Here is a 17,136-nt window from a genome sequence, read left to right on the forward strand (position 1 = left end):
TACTGCCCAAATGCCCGGCCGCTGTCAGCCCTCGCGATATATGTCGAATGGCCCGATAGCCTGGGTCGTCGCCATCATCTCGATCTTGTTGATGTTGACATGCGCAGGCAGGCTCGTGGCCCAGAAGATGCTCTCGGCAATGTCTTCGGCATTCATCGCCTCGGTCCGCGCATAGGGCGCGGATGCCTTGCCCTCGTCGCCCTTGAAGCGGACCAGCGAGAATTCGGTTTCGGTCAGGCCCGGCTCGATATTGGTGACGCGGACCTTCTTGCCCTGCAGATCCGAGCGCAGGTTGAGCGCGAACTGCTTCACGAAGGCCTTGGTGGCGCCATAGACCGAGCCGCCGGGATAGGCATATTCGCCGGCCACCGAGCCCAAAGTCACCACATGACCGCCGCCGCGGGCAATCAGGCCGGGCAGCAGCAGGCGCACGGTATAGACGAGACCCTTGATGTTGGTGTCGATCATCGTCTCCCAGTCGTTGAGATCGGTTTCGGCGGCGGGCTGCAGGCCGAGCGCCAGACCGGCATTGGCGAGCACCACGTTGATCTGGTCGAAGGGCGCTGGAATGGCGGCAATCGCCGCTTCCATGGCGGCGCGGTCGCGCACGTCGAGAGCGATGATGTGGCAGTGCTCGGCCCCCAGTTCATCGCGCAGGGCTTCGAGCCGGTCCTCGCGGCGGCCCGTCGCGATCACCTTGCCGCCGGCGGCGACATAGCGGCGGGCGGCGGCCTCGCCGAAGCCGGACGTGGCGCCGGTGATGAAGACGGTGAAGCGGCTGGGATCGAGCAGCGGATACATGGCAAATCCATCGGGGAAGGCAGGGACAGCCCGCAGGGTGGACCGGGCCTGCCGGGAGGTCAACCACTCCCAAGCCTTTGATTGGCCACATCAGGCAAAGCTTGCCAACCTTACAAAGTGCTAACGTGTGCCATGGGGCCTTTCGTACTATCCTCATGGCAAATCAGATTTCTTGCGGGACCTCATTGTTTTGAAGACGTTTGCGAAATGGCTGGTCACGCTGGTCGTGCTGGGCGGTGCCGGAGCGGCGGCCTGGTGGTACTTCCTGGCGCCGACCCAGGCCAGCACCGTACCCGATACGGTCAGTGTCGGACGCGGCGACATCGAGACCACCGTCCTTGCCTCGGGCGTGCTCGAAGCCAGCGCGCTGGTCAGCGTCGGCGCGGAAGTCTCGGGCAGCATCAAGGCCGTGCATGTGACCCTGGGCCAGGCAGTCAAGAGAGGCGACCTCATCGCCGAGATCGACAGTCTCAATCAGGAAAACGCGGTCAAATCGGCCGAAGCCGCCTTGGCCGGCATCGAGGCGCAGATCCGCAACCAGGAGGCAAACCTGGTTACCGCCGAAGCCAGTCTCGTGCGCCAGCAGCAATTGAGCGCCAACAGCCTCGTTTCGCAGACGGCGCTGGAAACCGCGCAGGCCGCCGTGGAGCAGGGGAAGGCGCAGATCGACCAGCTCAAGGCGCAATTGGCGCAGGCCGAACTGACGGTCGAGTCGGCGGAGCTCAATCTGTCGCGCACCCAGATCGTCGCGCCGGCGGATGGCACGGTCGTCGCCCTCCTGGTCGAAGCGGGCCAGACCCTCAATGCCAATTCTGCGACTCCCACCATCGCCAAGATCGCCAATCTCGACACCATGGTCATCAAGGCCGAGATTTCCGAAGCCGATGTGGTCAAGGTCCGGCCGGGCCAGAAAGTCTATTTCACCATCCTCGGCGAACCGGATGCACGGATCGAGGCGACCCTGCGGGAGATCGAGCCGGCGCCCACCTCGATTGCCGACGAGACCGCGACCGCGGGCGGCAGCGCCGTCTACTACAATGGCCTTTTCGACGTGCCCAACCCGGACCATCGCCTGCGTATCTCGATGACGGCCTCGGTCACCATCGTTCTCGACGAAGCGCGCGACGTGCTGACGCTGCCCTCGACGCTGGTGTCCCTGCGCGGGCCGGATGGCATCACGGTCATGGTCTACGATCCGGCCAGCGAAGAAACGCGTCCGGCGCAGGTCGAGGTGGGCCTCAACAACAATATCAGTGCCGAGATCGTTTCGGGCCTCAATGAGGGCGACCTCGTGGTCAATGCCACTGGTGCGCGGCTCGGCTCGGGTGCCGGTGGCCCCGGCGGCGGCATGCGCATGGGTGGTGGCGGCATGGGCATTGCCATGCCGCGTGGTGGCGGCTGATGAACCGACCCTTCAGCCCGAAGGAGCGCGCCGGCGCTGAGGCGCAGGTCGACCAGCCGATCATTTCCATTTCCGGACTGGTCCGCCGCTTCCAGGCGGGCGGGGAGGCGGTGGCGGTGCTGAAGGGTGTCGATCTCGATATCCATCGCGGCGAGATGGTCGCCATCATCGGACAGTCCGGCTCTGGCAAGTCGACGCTGATGAACATTCTCGGGTGCCTCGACCGCGCCAGCGAGGGCACCTATCGCTTTGCCGGCCGTGACGTCAGCAAGCTCGATGCGGATGAGCTGGCGGCTTTGCGGCGCGAACATTTCGGCTTCATCTTCCAGCGCTACCAGTTGCTGCCCGATCTCGATGCGGTCGAGAACGTGGAAGTGCCCGCGGTCTATGCCGGCGCCGATGCCAAGGCGCGGCGCGAACGCGCTATTGCGCTTCTCACCCGGCTGGGCTTGGGCGAGCGGCTCGATCACCGGCCCAATGCCCTTTCCGGCGGCCAGCAGCAGCGCGTCAGCGTGGCGCGGGCGCTGATGAATGGTGGCGAGGTGATCCTGGCCGACGAGCCCACCGGCGCGCTCGACTCGCGCTCGGGCAAGGAATTGATGGCGCTGCTGAAGGAGCTTCATGCCGACGGGCACACCATCATCCTTGTGACCCATGACCAGAATATAGCGGCTCAGGCCGAGCGGGTGATCGAGATCGCCGACGGGGAGATCGTCGCCGACCGGCTCAATGTCGAGCCGCGGCGCTTTCCCGCTGCGGAAACCGAGATCAAGCCGGCGGCAAGCTGGCGGCGCGGCCTCGACAGCATGGGCGAGGCGCTACGCATGGCGCTGCGGGCCATGGGCGCGCACAAGCTCAGGACCTTCCTCACCATGCTCGGCATCATCATCGGCATCGCCTCGGTGGTGTCGGTCGTGGCGCTGGGGCAGGGCAGCCAGCAGACGGTGCTCGAAAACATCTCGTCGATCGGCACCAATACGATCAATGTCTATCCCGGCTCCGGCTTCGGCGACATGCGCTCGGGCCGGGTGCGAACCCTGAGGCCATCAGACGCCGAGGCGCTTGCTGGCCAGCCCTTTGCCAATAGCGTCACGCCGCAGGTCAGCTCCAACGCCACGGCGCTCTATCGCAACACTGCCACCAGCGCTTCTGTGACGGGTGTCGGAGCAGACTATTTCCAGGTCAACGGCCGCACCTTCACCGCCGGCTCCGGTTTCGGCCAGGCGAGCATCGATGCCATGGCGCAGGAGGCGGTGATCGACCAGAATGCCGTCACCGCCATGTTCACCAATGGCGAGGACCCGGTCGGGCAGGTGATCATGCTCGGCAAGGTGCCGGTGCGGATCGTGGGCGTGGTGGCGACGGCGACCGGCTTCGGGGGCGGCCGCGACAATGCCAATGTCTACGTGCCCTATACTTCGGCCATGAGCCGCATCCTGGGCCAGAGCTGGCTCAATGCCATAGCCGTGCGGGTTTCGGACGATTACGACACGGCCGATGCCGAGGCCGAGATCACCGCGCTGCTCACGGGCCTCCATGGCGGCACGCAGGACTTCTTCCTCCAGAACACCGACACGATCCGCGAGACCATCCAGTCCACATCGGCGACCCTGACGGTGCTGATCTCGACCATCGCCATCATCTCGCTGGTGGTGGGCGGCATTGGGGTCATGAACATCATGCTGGTCTCGGTTTCCGAGCGCACCAAGGAGATCGGCATCCGCATGGCGGTCGGCGCGCGGCGCGGCGACATCCTGCGGCAGTTCCTGATCGAAGCCATTCTGGTCTGCTTTGCCGGAGGCGCGGCCGGCGTGGCGCTGAGCTTTGCCTTGGGGCAGGGGCTCACCACGATCGTCCAGGGTGCGCGGTTGGCCTATTCCACCGAGTCCATCGTGCTGGCCATTGTCTCTGCCAGCCTCATCGGCATCATCTTCGGCTTCATGCCCGCCCGCTCCGCCTCGCGGCTCGACCCGGTCGAGGCGCTGGCGCGGGAGTAGGGATCAACCGACAGCGTCACCCCACCCTCATTCCCTCCCCATCAAGGCGAGGGAGGCGCAAGACCGCTGCGCGGGTGTTCATCGCCTCCCCTCCCCCTTGTGGGGAGGGACCAAGGGTGGGGGTGTCGGCCAATCCAAGTGCTCAGTGCCCGACCGTGGCCCATTGGCCACGCCTCGCCTCCTAAAACCGAACTCCTTCAACAGAATGGGTGGCCCTTCACCGGGCCCCGCCCTAAACTCGCCACGAAATCTTCGCCCTTTGGGCGGGGGGTGCGAAGGATTAACGGAATCTTTCCGCCATTGCGGCAATATCGCAGGCAGCCCGGTTTGGTTGTCTGCGTAAAAGGGCGGGATAGAGCACTGAAAAGCGCGCGTCTTGGAACGAGTATTGGCGCCTTGTGCATCGGCCTGACCATGCTGGTCGGGGCGACGTCGCCCACTTATGCCTTCGAACTCTTCGGCATGAAATTCTTCGAAGATCAGGCCGAGGAAGACGCCGCGGCCGTGATCGTTGATCCGCAGCCCTATTTTGTGACGTTCACCTCCAGCGAAGGCGGCGCCGTCGAGAACGCGTTGCGCAATGCCTCCGCACTGATCGCCGAGGAGGCCGAACCCGCCTCCGGCGCGGCCGGGCTCATTGCCAGGGCCCGCGGCGATTATCGGCGCCTCCTGGCCGCCCTTTATGCCGAGGGCCATTATGGCGGCACCGTCAGCATCCGAATTGCCGGGGCGGAAGCGGCCACACTGGCGCCCGACACCAATCTGCCGGACCCGGTCGACGTCACCATTGCCGTCACGGCAGGTCCGCTGTTCCGCTTCAACTCCGTGTCCATCGCCAACCAGGCGCCGCTCACCGACGATCCGGATGACCAGGTCGAGCTGCCGGTGCTGCGCGGCTACGGCACAGGCGAAATCGCCAAATCCTCTGTCATCACCGCCGCTGAACTGCTGGCGGTGGAAGCCTGGCGCCAGCAGGGCTATGCCAAGGCCGAGGTGGTGTCGCGCGAAGTCATCGCCGACCATGCCACCAATACGGTCGATGCCGTCATCACGGTCAATCCCGGCCGACTGGCCGCCTTCGGCCCGGTGAGCGTGACCGGCACGGAGCGCATGAACCCCGAATTCGTGGCGCAGCAGACCGGTCTTGCCGTCGGCCAGGAATACGATCCCGACGACATCGATCGCGCTCACAAGCGCCTCGACCGGCTCGAAGTGTTCCGCGCGGCGCGCCTGGAAGCCGCCGAGGATATCGGCAGCGACGGGCTTCTGCCCTACAACCTGATCGTCGAGGAATTGCCAGGCCGCCGCTTCGGCTTTGGCGCCACCTATTCCACCGTCGATGGCCTCGGGGTGGAGGGCTACCATCTCTGGCGCAATCTCTTCGGCCAGGCCGAGCGGCTGCGGCTTGATGCGCGCATCGCCAGCATCGGCTATCCGATCGACACCACCCAGTTCGACTATTTCATCGGCGGAACGTTCACCAAGCCCGGCTTCTTCCACCCGGACGTCGACCTCGTCGCGACGGTTTCGGCCGAACGCACCATCTATCCCAAATATACCGAGACCTCGGCAGGCGGCCGCGTCGGCCTGAGCTGGTTCTTCTCTGACGAGCTGACCTTCGAAGGCGGCGCCAGCTTCGAGGTCGCGCGGTTCGACGACCATTTCGGCATTCGCGATTTCAACACCGCCGGGCTCTATGCCGGGGTGGTCTATGATGGCCGCGACAGCTCGGTGGATCCCACCGAGGGCTGGTATGCCGCGGCCAACCTCGCCCCTTATTTCGACCTCCGCGGCGGCACCCCCGGCGCCCAGTTCGTGGTCGAGGGACGCACCTATTTCGGCTTCGGCGAAGAAGATCCCTTCGTGCTGGCCGGACGCATCAAGGCGGGTGCCCTCTTGGGGCCCGACCTCGTCGACATTCCGCCCGACAAGCTGTTCTTCGCCGGTGGCGGTGGTTCGGTGCGAGGCTATGGCTACAAGTCCATCGGTGTCGACGATGGCGCCGGCAACGTGACCGGCGGGCGCTACCTGCTCGAAGCCTCGCTCGAGGCGCGCGCCAAGGTGACCAATGACATCGGCGTCGTCGCCTTCATCGATGGCGGTTATGTCGCGGCCGATACCTTCCCGGGACTCGAAGACCTTCGGCTCGGCGCAGGCCTGGGCGTGCGCTACTATACCGGCCTGGGGCCGCTGCGCCTCGACGTCGCCGTGCCGCTTAACCGCAAGTCGGACGATCCGCACTACGCCATCTATGCCGGCATCGGGCAGGCATTCTGATGGCCCTGTCGATCACAACCCGTCGCCGCCTCTTCATCGCTGCGCTGCTCCTGGCGCCGGCTGCCGTGCCCGTGGCGCTGGTGGCACAGGACATGAACAATGAAGAGCAGAAGGACTGGCTGACCAATTTCGTCCAGGATCGCCTTTCGACGCCCGAGCGGCAGATTCGCCTTTCCAATATCGAGGGTGTGCTGAGTTCGGACGTGTCGATCCGCGAGATCACCATTTCCGACGCCGAAGGCGTGTGGCTGCGCGTCAACAATGCCAGCCTCAACTGGAACCAGGCAGCGCTGTTCACCGGCCGGCTCGAAGTCAATTCGCTCACTGCCGACTCCATCGACTACCTGCGCAATCCCGTGCCGGTGGAAGGCGCCGTCGACCTGCCACCGCCCGAGGCTGGCGGCCTGGAGATCCCCGAATTCCCGGTCGCCATCCGGATCGGCGAATTGAACGTTCCCAGCGTTACGTTCGGCGAAGGCGTATTCGGCCTCGGCTCGCAAATCTCGCTTGCCGGCTCGATGGCCCTTGAGAGCGGCAATCTCGATACCGTGCTCGACATTGTCCGCCTCGACGGACCCGGTGGCACGCTTGATCTCGATGTCGCCTATCGCCGCGAGGGCAACACGATCGACCTGGGCCTGTCGCTGGTCGAGCCGCCGAACGGCGTCCTGGCGAACCTGCTCAATATCGAAGGGCGTCCGGCCATGGAGCTGACGCTTGAGGGTGCAGGGCCGGTGTCCGACCTGACCGCGCAGATGCAGTTGCTCGCCAACGAACAGGTGGCGCTCGCCGGCACGGCGACCATCGCCCAGTCCGATGCCGGCTTCGAGATCGACGCCAATCTGGGCGGGCCTCTCTCGACCCTCGTCGCTGAGCCCTATCGCGATTTCTTCGGCGCCGATACGCGGCTGACGCTCGATGCTCTGGTCAAGAGCGGCGGCGGGCTCGACATTGCCAATCTGACCCTCAGCGGCGGCCAGCTTGGGCTGACCACGCGAGCCCAGACCACGCCGGACAATTTCCTGTCGCTGCTCGATCTCACCGCCACCGTCGCCGATCCTGCGGGCGGCCAGGTGTTGTTGCCGGTGCCGGGCAACGCGACCCGCGTGCAGGGTGCGCAGGTGCGCATCGCCTATGGTGCCGGTGCCGGAGAAACCTGGCAGGCGCAGATGGATATCGAGGGTTTCGAGACCGACGGCTTCGCCGCCCGTACGCTCACCTTCGGCATGGATGGCGTGGCCCGCAACCTGTCCGATCCGTCCACACGCATGGTCACCTTCAATGGTGATGGGGCGCTTTCGGGCATCACCGCCGATCCGGCCGTCGAAGCGGCCCTGGGCGACAGCGTCGGCCTCGGCCTTGCCGGGCTCTGGAATGCCGGGCAGCCCATCGAGCTGGCCGAGCTGCGGATTGTCGGCGAGGCGCTGGTGGCCGAAGCGACCGGGCAGATCGACGGTACCGAGTTCAATGGGCGTATCGAGATCGATACCGACAGTATCGCGCCTTTCTCCGGCCTCGCCGATCGCGACCTGACCGGAGCGCTCAACCTCGTCGCCAACGGATCGATCATGCCGGTCACCGGCGGCTTCGACCTCACCTTCGACGGCACCGGCACCGACCTCGCGGTGGACGACCCGGCCCTTGATCGGCTGCTGGCCGGCACGGTCGACCTCTCCGGCCGCCTGGCCCGCACCACGGCTGGCATCACCGCCGACGATTTCCGCATTGCCAACCAGCAAGTGCAGTTCACCGCCGATGGTGCGTTTGCCAGCGATGTGTCCGATTTCAACATCGCGCTCGATCTCTCCGATCTGGCGCTGATCTCCGAACAGGCAAGCGGCGCTCTTTCCGTGCGCGGCTCGGCCCGCTCGACCACCCCGGAAGCGCCGCTGGTGCTGGTGCTCGATGGTCGGGTGGGGAGTGGTACACTGGGGCAATACCAGCTCGGCGACGCCCGTGTCGGCATTGCGGCGAGCCTCCTCAACGGCACTGTCACCGGCGATCTCACCGGCAGCGCAATGCTCGACGGGCACCGTGCCCAGCTTGCCGCGCATCTTGAAACCGATGCCGCGCAGCAGAGTATATCCGATATCGGCTTCGAGATTGCCGGCACCCGCATAACCGGCGCGCTGACCCGAATGGTGGAAACCGGTCTCATCGACGGGCGCCTCGATGTTGCCGCCAATGACATTTCGCTGGCCGCCGCGCTGCTCCTGATGGACGCCTCGGGTGCCATCAATGCCGCGGTCGAGCTGACGCCCATGGACGGCAAGCAGGGCGCCGGTATCACCGCCAACGTGTCGGATCTCACCATCAACGACATTTCTGTCGGCCGTGCCGAACTCTCCGCCGGCATTGCCGATCTCTTTGGCGTGCCCATGGTCAATGGCTCGGCCACGGCCAGCAACGTGGCTGCGGCCGGGGTCGAGGTGGAAACGCTCACGGCCCGCGCCAGCCAGAGCGGCGACACGACAAACTTCGATGCCCAGGCGGCGCTCGCCACCGGCACCGATATCGACGTTTCCGGCGCCCTGAGCCCGGTCGAAGGCGGCTATCGCCTGGCGCTTGATCGCGCCAATCTGGAACAGGGCGCGCTTTCCGCCCGTCTCGCCAATCCGGCCACGCTGATGGTGCGCGGCGACAGCGTCGCGCTCGACGCCATCCGCTTCAATGTCGGCTCGGGCAGCATCACTGCGTCGGGCACGGCCGGCACCGCTCTCGACATGGTGGTGGATATCACCGCCCTCCCGCTCTCCATTGCCAATGCGGTGGCTCCCGATCTCGGCCTATCCGGTACGGTCAATGGCCGCGCCACCGTTTCGGGCACCGGCTCCGACCCGCGCGTCAGTTTCGAAGCGCGCGCCAGTGGCGTCGGTGCCACGGCGATCGCACCCTTCGGCATCGCGCCGCTCACCCTTGCCGCCTCCGGCAGTTTCGCGAACCAGGTGGTGACGCTCACCAGTGTCACCGCCAATGGCAATGGCGGTCTCTCCGTTGCCGGTTCGGGTTCGGTGCCGTTGGCAGGCAATGGCCTTTCGCTGGCGCTGACCGGTTCGGCGCCACTGGCGCTGGCCAACCAGTTCCTCGCCGATCGCGGTGCGCGGGTCTCGGGCACGGCCAATATCGACGCGCGCGTGGCGGGAAGCCTCGCCAATCCGCAATTCTCCGGTGCCGTCACCACGGCCGGCGCCGGCTATGTCGATCCGGAGCTCAACCTGCGGCTCACCGACATTGCCGGCCGCGTCTCGCTCAACGGAACGACCGCCACTGTCGAACGCCTGACCGGCAATCTTGCCACTGGCGGCAGCCTCTCCGCTTCCGGTACCGTCGGTCTCTCGAACGGCTTTCCGGCCAATCTCAGCGCGACTATCAATTCGGCCCGCTATGCCGATGGCAATCTCTTCGTCGCGACGCTGTCGGGCGGGTTGACCCTCACCGGTCCCATCGCTGCCGGACCGCTGCTGGCGGGCAATATCCGCATCGAGGAAGCCAATATCACCGTGCCGGAAAACCTCGGCGGCGCGGCCGAGCTCATCGATGTCGAGCATGTCCATACTCCTGCCGATGTCGAGCGCACGCTGGACCGGGCCCGCATCGACGAACGCACCGGCATGGCGGCCGGCAGCAATTCGCAACTCCGGCTCGATATCGCGCTCGAGGCGCCCAACCAGGTCTATATCCGTGGCCGCGGGCTCGATGCGGAAGTCGGCGGCTCGGTGCGGCTGACCGGCCCGGTCAATGCCATCCAGCCGGTCGGTGCCTTCACCCTCATCCGCGGGCGCCTCGACATTCTCGGGCCGCGCCTCGTATTCGAGAGCGGCTCGGTGACGCTGCTTGGCGATCTCGATCCGCAGCTCAATTTCGTTGCGCGCGCCGAGGGCGACGGCATCACCGTTTTCGTGACCCTGACCGGCCGCGCTTCGGCGCCCGATATCGAGTTCAGCTCCAACCCGGTGCTGCCACAGGACGAGGTGCTGAGCCGCCTGGTCTTCAACCGTTCCATGGGCGAGCTTTCACCCATCCAGTTGGCACAGCTCGCGGCCGCTGCGGCTGAACTGGCGGGCGGTGGCGGCGGGAGCCTTGCCGAAAGCCTGCGCGGTCTGGCGGGTCTTGCCGATCTCGACGTGGTCACCGACGACCAGGGCAATGTCGGCGTGACCGCCGGCACCTATATCCAGGACAATGTCTATCTGGGGGTCACGGCCGGGGCCACTGGCCAGTCGAAGGTGACCATCAACCTCGACGTCACCAACGACCTCACTATCAAGGGCGCCGCCGGCCAGGACGGCAATACAAGCCTCGGTGTCTTCTACGAGCGGGACTACTGACCGCTCTACGCCTCACCCTTGATCCCTCCCCACGAGGGGGAGAGGACGGTGCCCGCTAATCTGGCCCAGACCCACAGTGTCATTCCCGCGAAAGCGGGAACCCCTGTTTGCTGCGACATCCCGAAACGGAGGTTCCCGCCTTCGCGGGAATGACACAGTGAAGGCTCTCCGACAGCGCCGTCCTCGGGCTTGACCCGAGGACCTGCTTCCACGTCTGCGCTGTTTTGAGTGGCCCTCGCGTCAGCCCCAGGGTGATGCGTGGGTGTGGCGAAGCCCCCACCCTTGATCCCTCCCCACAAGGGGGAGGGAGACGATGAACACTATCGTCGCAACCTGCGCCTCCCTCCCCTTGATGGGGAGGGAACGAGGGTGGGGTGGGTCGCGCTCTCGATGGTCGAGGCGGGGCCGGGCGCTACTGCACCGCCCCGCCGGTCTTTGCCGCCTTGGCCTCGTCCCACCACCAGAGGCTCGGGAAGCCGGAGGAAAACTCCGGCAATTCTTCGGGCCGACTGAAGCGGTCCCAGCGGGCCGAGCGCGTGGTGCGCAGGGTGTAGCTGGGGATGACGAAATGCTTGTTGAGCAGCACGCGGTCGAGCGCCTTGGTGATGGCTTCCTGGCTCTCGCGGTCATCGGCCACGATCAGCTGTTCGATCAGCGCGTCGACGGCCGGGTCGGCAACGCCGGCATAGTTCTGCGAGCCTTCTTCTTCGGCGGTCGAAGAGCCGAAGAAGAAGCGCTGCTCGTTGCCCGGCGAATAGGACTGGGTCCAACCCGCATAGATCACGTCATAATCGAAGCTGCGCGCGCGGTTGATGAATTGCGGGCTGTCGACGGTGCGGATGGTGGCGGTGACGCCGATTTGCGCCAGGTTGGTCACGAGGTTCTGCGCCACCGGCTCGATGGTGGGGCCATTGAGCAGGATTTCGAAGGTGAAGGGCTGCCCGTCGGGGCCCAGCATCTGGTTGCCTTCGAGCCGGTATCCCGCCTGGGTGAAAAGGTCGAGCGCAGTGCGGAGGTTGGCACGCAGCTTGGCCGGATCACCGCTGACCGGATTGGTGTAGGGCGTGTCGAAGACCTTGGCCGGGATCTGGTCGCGGACGCTTTCGAGCACTTCCAGTTCCTCGCCTTCGGGCAGGCCCGAGGACTTGAAGGGCAGGCCGAAGAAGAAACTGTCGATGCGCTCATATTGCCCATAGAACAGGGTATTGCTCAGCTCCTCGAAGTCGAAGGCATAGTTGAGCGCCTCGCGCACCAGCGGATCGGCGAACTTGTCGCGCCGCAGGTTCATGACGAAGCCCACCAGCACGCCCGAGCCGTTGTAGTCCTGCGGGAAAAGTTCCTGGACGACACGGCCTTCGGTGACAGCGGGGAAGTCGTAGGCGGTGGCCCAGCGGCGTGCCTGGTTCTCGGCCCACCAGTCGAACTGGTCGCCCTTGAAGGCCTCGAACTGCACGGTCAGGTCGAGGAAATATTCGATGTGATATTCGTCGAAATTGTTCTGCCCGACCTGGGTCGGGTGGTCCACGCCCCAATAATCCTCGACGCGCTCGAAAACCAGCGACTGGCCGGCTTCGAAGCTGGCGAGGCGATAGGGGCCGGAGCCCAGTGGCGGCTCCAGGGTCGACTCGCCTATATTGCGCTGGTTGCCTTCGGCATCGGTGCCTTCCCACCAGTGCTGCGGCAGCACCAGCAACTGTCCCAGGATCAGCGGCAGTTCGCGATTGTTGGTCTGGTCGAAGGTGAAGGTCACTTCGCCTGGCGCCGTCACCTCGGCCGAGGTGATGTTGGCATAGTATTGCGCCCGGTCGGGATTGACCTCGATGAGCTTTTCAAAGGTCCAGACCACGTCCTCGGCGGTGACGGGCTTGCCATCGTGCCACCTGGCATCGGGGTCCATGCGAAAGGTCACGGCGCCATAGTCTGGCGCGATCTTCAGCGCCTCCGCGAGGTGGACATAATAGGTATTGTCCTCGTCCAGGGACGGCGTCATCAGCGTCTCGAACAGCAGGCCGATACCGCCCGCCACTTCGCCCTTGGGCAGGATGGGGTTGAAGGTGTCGAAGCCGCCAAGATCACCCAGCCGAACCGTGCCGCCCTTGGGCGCGTCGACATTGACGTAGTCGAAATGTGTGTATTCGAGGCCATACTTGGCCTCGCCGTCGAGGGTGAAGGAATTGGTCCACACATCGGTCGGGGTCTGCGCCGTGGCGGGCAGGGCAAGGCCCAGCGCCATAAGGCCGGAGAGCAGAAGCGAAGTAGGCTTGAAAGCGAGCGTCATGATGCAGCTCCACAGCAGTGTTCGGATGGGAGGTTAGTCGGTTCGGGGGGCTGACGGCAATGCGTCTGCGGCTGGGGGGACGATGTCGAGCGCGGCGGCCAGTAGCTGGCGCGTGTAATCCTGGCGCGGTGCGGCGAAAACATCGGCGGCCAGCCCAGCCTCCACGACCTTGCCATTGCGCATGACGATGAGCCGGTGGGCGAGGGCGCGCACGACGCGCAGGTCGTGGCTGATGAAGAGATAGCTCAGTTGCCGCCGCGCCTGCACGTCGCGCAGCAGATCGATGACCTGCGCCTGGATCGAGACGTCGAGCGCCGAGGTGGGTTCGTCGAGGACCAGCAGTTCGGGCTCCAGCACCAGGGCCCGGGCGATGGCGATGCGCTGGCGCTGGCCGCCCGAGAATTCGTGCGGGTAGCGGTTGACCGTGGCCGGGTCGAGGCCGACTTCGCGCAAAGCTGCGGCAACCTTGTCGGCGCGCTCGGCGCGGGTCAGATGCGGGAAGTGGACGCCCAATCCTTCTTCCACGATCTGCCCGACGGACATGCGCGGGCTCAGCGAACCGAACGGGTCCTGGAAGACGATCTGCATATGCTTGCGCAGCGGCCGCAGGGCGCGCCAGGAGCGCGACTGCACGTCGTTGCCGAGCAGCACGATGCGACCCTGCGAGGGGATGAGTCGGAGCAGGGCATAGCCGAGCGAGCTCTTTCCCGAGCCGCTTTCGCCGACGACGCCCAGCGTCTCGCCCTTCTGGATGGCGAGGTCGACGCCGTCGACGGCCTTGATGTGCCCTACGGTCCGGCGGAAAAGGCCGCGACGGATCGGAAACCAGACCTTGAGTTCCGCCGCCTCGACCACCTTTCGCGCATCGGGCGCCGGCTCCAGCGGCACGCCGCGCGGCGCGGCGGCCAGGAGGTGCTTGGTATAGGCGTGCTGCGGATCGGCAAAGATCGTGCCGACAGGCCCGCTTTCCACGATCTCGCCCTTGGTCATGACGCAGACGCGGTCGGCAATACGCCGGACAATGGACAGATCATGGGTGATGAACAGCATGGCCATGCCGTTCTGCCGCTGCAACGTCTTGAGCAGGTCGAGGATTTGCGCCTGCACGGTGACGTCGAGGGCCGTGGTCGGCTCGTCGGCAATCAGCAGTTTGGGGTCATTGGCCAGCGCCATGGCGATCATCACGCGCTGGCGCTGCCCGCCCGAAAGCTGGTGCGGAAAATCGTCGAGCCGCGAAGCCGGATCGGGAATCCCGACAGCGTCGAGCAGTTCCAGCGTCCGGGCGCGGGCAGCATTGCGGCGCAGCCCCTGATGCACCGCCAGCACTTCGCCGATCTGCTTGCCGACGGTGTGGACCGGGTTGAGCGAGCTCATCGGCTCCTGGAAAATCATGCCGACACGATTGCCGCGCACGGCGCGCAGCGCCGCCTCGGTGGCGGTGGTGAGATTTTCGCCCTCGAAGCGGATGTCGCCATCGATCCGGGCTGTGGGCGGCAGGAGCTTCAGCACGGACAGCGCCGTCACCGATTTGCCCGAACCGCTCTCGCCGACCAGCGCCAGCGTTTCGCCCGGCGCAATGTCGAAGGAGACATTGCGGACGGCCTCGTGGGGGCCAAAGGAAACGGAGAGGTCGCGAACCGAGAGGAGAGGGGCGCTCATCTGAACGTCTTCCGCGGGTCGAACGCGTCGCGCACCGCTTCGCCGATGAAGACCAAGAGGGTCATCATGATGGCGATGGTGAAAAAGCCGGTGAGGCCGAGCCAGGGCGCCTGGAGGTTGTTCTTGCCCTGGGCCAGGAGTTCCCCAAGGGACGGCGAGCCAGGTGGCAGGCCGAAACCGAGAAAGTCGAGCGAGGTCAGCGTCGCCACCGAGCCCGAGAGAATGAAGGGCATGAAGGTCAGCGTCGCGACCATGGCGTTGGGCAAGAGGTGCCGCCACATGATCACGCGATTGGAGACGCCCAAGGCGCGCGCCGCGTTGACATATTCGAAGTTGCGGGCGCGCAGGAATTCGGCGCGCACGATGCCCACCAGGGTCACCCAGGAGAATAGCAGCAATATGCCCAGCAAGACCCAGAAGCTGGGGGCGATGACGCTGGAGATGATCAGCAGCAGGTAGAGCGCGGGGATCGAGGTCCAGATTTCGATGAGGCGCTGGGCGATGAGATCGACCCAGCCGCCGAAATAGCCCTGCATCGCGCCGGCGACGACGCCAATCACCGAGGAAACGACGGTGAGGACGAGACCGAACAGCACCGAGATGCGGAAGCCGTAGATGAGCCGTGCCAGCACGTCGCGACCGCGATCGTCGGTGCCGAGGAAATGGAAATTGCCCGGCACGCAATTGGGGTCCTCGACGCCCAGCGGATAGCGCTGGCACAATTGCTCGCGCGTCAGCAGCCAGCTCGGCGGATTGGCGCCCGAAAAAGCGACGTAGCTGTCCACGGTGTTGTAGCTGAAGCGAACGGGAGGCCAGAGCATCCAGCCATTGGCCGCGATCTCCTCGGCGATAAAGGGGTCGCGGAAATTGGTGGTGGCAAAAAAGCCGCCAAACTTGGATTCCGGGTAATCGACGAGCGCCGGCACCATCAGCTCGCCCTTGTAGGAGACGAGGATTGGCCGGTCATTGGCGATGAATTCGGCGCCAAGGGTGACGACGAAGATCACGAGGAAAATCCAGAGGCTCCACCAACCGCGGCGATTGGCGCGAAAGTTAGCCAGGCGTCGCTGGTTGAGCGGCGAGAGCAGCGCGGGCTTTTCCGGGGCCAGGTCGATCGCCGTGCTCATACGTCGCGGCTTTCGAAATCGAGGCGCGGATCGACCCACATATAGGCGAGGTCGGAGATGAGCCCGATGACAAGGCCGAGCAGCGAGAAGATGTAGAGCGTGGCAAAAACCACCGGATAATCGCGGTTGGCGATGGATTGGAAGCCGAGAAGCCCGAGGCCATCGAGCGAAAAGATGGTTTCGATGAGGATCGAGCCGCCGAAAAAGACGCCGATAAAGGCGCCGGGAAAACCGGCAATGATCAGCATCATGGCATTGCGGAAGACGTGGCCGTAAAGCACCTGATGCTCGGTCAGCCCCTTGGCCCGGGCCGTCACCACATACTGTTTGCCGATCTCGTCGAGGAACGAATTCTTGGTCAGCAGGGTCGCGGTGGCGAAGGCCCCGAGGCCCATGGCGATGATGGGCAGCACGAGGTGCCAGAAGTAATCAAGGATCTGCCGCCACCATGGAAAGGCCGCCCAACCGGGAGAGGTGAGCCCGCGGAGTGGAAAGATCGACCAGAAGCTGCCGCCGGCGAACAGCACCACCAGCGCTATGGCCACGAGAAAGCCGGGCACGGCATAGCCGATGATGACCACGGTCGAGGTCCAGACATCGAAGCGCGAGCCGTCACGCATGGCCTTGGCGATGCCGAGGGGGATGGAGACCGCATAGGCGATCAGCGTCATCCACAGCCCGAGCGAGATCGACACCGGCATCTTTTCGAGGATGAGGTCGATCACCGAGATGTCGCGATAATAGCTCTCGCCGAAATCGAAGCGCAGATAGTTGCCCATCATGGAAAAGAAGCGCTCGAGCGGCGGCTTGTCGAAGCCGAACTGCTTTTCGATCCGCTCCACCAGTTCGGGTGGCAGGCCCTGGCTGCCGCGATAGCCCGATCCATTGCCTTGCTGTCCGGGCTGGGCGGCAAAATCACCCGCCTCGCTGCCGGTGATGCGTTCGGTGAGGTTGACATTCTGGCCCGAGAGATTGGCCAGCGCCTGTTCGACCGGACCGCCGGGAGCGAATTGGGTAATGAGAAAACTCACCGCCATGATACCGAACACGGTCGGGATCATCAGCAAGAGACGGCGGAGAATATAGGCGCCCATCGCTGCTCCGGCGGGTATGTCGCTCTCACGGTGCGCAAATGCGTGCCGGGCGGATTTCTCACAATGCAACACTTCGGTGACGCCTTGGCAAGTTCACCAGGGACCTCCGTGCTGCACAAAGTTTTGCGAGCGTTTCACCTGACCCGCGCTTGCGCCCGTTAATGGTGTGGGTC

Annotated in this window: 9 protein-coding genes; 4 read left to right on the forward strand and 5 right to left on the reverse strand. The window is 65.1% G+C overall.

Going from position 1 to position 17,136, the window contains the following annotated elements; all coding sequences use genetic code 11:
• Window positions 1-24: 24 nt before the first annotated feature.
• Window positions 25-801, reverse strand: a complete 777-nt coding sequence (locus tag JEQ47_RS00660; protein ID WP_198874462.1) for an SDR family NAD(P)-dependent oxidoreductase — start codon at window positions 799-801, stop codon at window positions 25-27.
• Between the two features lie 190 nt (window positions 802-991).
• Here JEQ47_RS00660 and JEQ47_RS00665 point away from each other — a divergent pair, with 190 nt between their 5' ends.
• From JEQ47_RS00665 to JEQ47_RS00680, 4 genes are all read left to right on the forward strand, one after another.
• On the forward strand, window positions 992-2,203 hold the full coding sequence (locus JEQ47_RS00665) for an efflux RND transporter periplasmic adaptor subunit (RefSeq protein ID WP_198874463.1): 1,212 nt from the start codon (window positions 992-994) through the stop codon (window positions 2,201-2,203).
• Window positions 2,203-4,200 carry a MacB family efflux pump subunit gene (locus tag JEQ47_RS00670; protein WP_210337926.1) on the forward strand — a complete coding sequence of 666 codons (1,998 nt, stop codon included), beginning with the start codon at window positions 2,203-2,205 and terminating at the stop codon, window positions 4,198-4,200. Before JEQ47_RS00665 ends, JEQ47_RS00670 begins: the two co-directional genes overlap by 1 nt.
• 396 nt (window positions 4,201-4,596) lie before the next feature.
• Window positions 4,597-6,477, forward strand: a complete 1,881-nt coding sequence (locus JEQ47_RS00675; RefSeq protein ID WP_442873515.1) for an autotransporter assembly complex protein TamA — start codon at window positions 4,597-4,599, stop codon at window positions 6,475-6,477.
• Window positions 6,477-10,805, forward strand: coding sequence for a translocation/assembly module TamB domain-containing protein (locus JEQ47_RS00680; protein WP_198874464.1), 4,329 nt, complete (start codon window positions 6,477-6,479; stop codon window positions 10,803-10,805). Before JEQ47_RS00675 ends, JEQ47_RS00680 begins: the two co-directional genes overlap by 1 nt.
• A 412-nt stretch (window positions 10,806-11,217) precedes the next feature.
• On the opposite strand, the gene JEQ47_RS00685 is transcribed toward JEQ47_RS00680, so the two are convergent.
• Genes JEQ47_RS00685 through JEQ47_RS00700 form a run of 4 tightly spaced genes read right to left on the reverse strand, consistent with a single transcriptional unit; the run spans window position 11,218 to window position 16,963 of the window.
• Window positions 11,218-13,083, reverse strand: a complete 1,866-nt coding sequence (locus tag JEQ47_RS00685; protein ID WP_198874465.1) for an extracellular solute-binding protein — start codon at window positions 13,081-13,083, stop codon at window positions 11,218-11,220.
• A gap of 33 nt (window positions 13,084-13,116) precedes the next feature.
• A complete protein-coding gene (locus tag JEQ47_RS00690; RefSeq protein WP_198874466.1) occupies window positions 13,117-14,742 on the reverse strand; it encodes an ABC transporter ATP-binding protein in 1,626 nt (541 codons plus the stop codon).
• Window positions 14,739-15,869 carry an ABC transporter permease gene (locus tag JEQ47_RS00695; RefSeq protein WP_198874467.1) on the reverse strand — a complete coding sequence of 377 codons (1,131 nt, stop codon included), beginning with the start codon at window positions 15,867-15,869 and terminating at the stop codon, window positions 14,739-14,741. The genes JEQ47_RS00690 and JEQ47_RS00695 overlap by 4 nt, the downstream gene beginning before the upstream one ends.
• The gene (locus tag JEQ47_RS00700) at window positions 15,866-16,963 is read right to left on the reverse strand and encodes a microcin C ABC transporter permease YejB (RefSeq protein WP_198874468.1); all 1,098 of its coding nucleotides are present in this window, start codon (window positions 16,961-16,963) and stop codon (window positions 15,866-15,868) included. The genes JEQ47_RS00695 and JEQ47_RS00700 overlap by 4 nt, the downstream gene beginning before the upstream one ends.
• Window positions 16,964-17,136 lie beyond the last annotated feature (173 nt).

The organism is Devosia sediminis, from assembly GCF_016411825.1.
Taxonomy (GTDB): domain Bacteria; phylum Pseudomonadota; class Alphaproteobacteria; order Rhizobiales; family Devosiaceae; genus Devosia; species Devosia sediminis.

Bases quoted from the DNA above. Each gene is read 5' to 3' on its own strand.
- JEQ47_RS00685 (WP_198874465.1), bottom strand. From the start codon at position 13,083: ATGACGCTCGCTTTCAAGCCTACTTCGCTTCTGCTCTCCGGCCTTATG.
- JEQ47_RS00700 (WP_198874468.1), bottom strand. From the start codon at position 16,963: ATGGGCGCCTATATTCTCCGCCGTCTCTTGCTGATGATCCCGACCGTG.
- JEQ47_RS00670 (WP_210337926.1), top strand. From the start codon at position 2,203: ATGAACCGACCCTTCAGCCCGAAGGAGCGCGCCGGCGCTGAGGCGCAG.
- JEQ47_RS00680 (WP_198874464.1), top strand. From the start codon at position 6,477: ATGGCCCTGTCGATCACAACCCGTCGCCGCCTCTTCATCGCTGCGCTG.
- JEQ47_RS00695 (WP_198874467.1), bottom strand. From the start codon at position 15,869: ATGAGCACGGCGATCGACCTGGCCCCGGAAAAGCCCGCGCTGCTCTCG.
- JEQ47_RS00660 (WP_198874462.1), bottom strand. From the start codon at position 801: ATGTATCCGCTGCTCGATCCCAGCCGCTTCACCGTCTTCATCACCGGC.
- JEQ47_RS00690 (WP_198874466.1), bottom strand. From the start codon at position 14,742: ATGAGCGCCCCTCTCCTCTCGGTTCGCGACCTCTCCGTTTCCTTTGGC.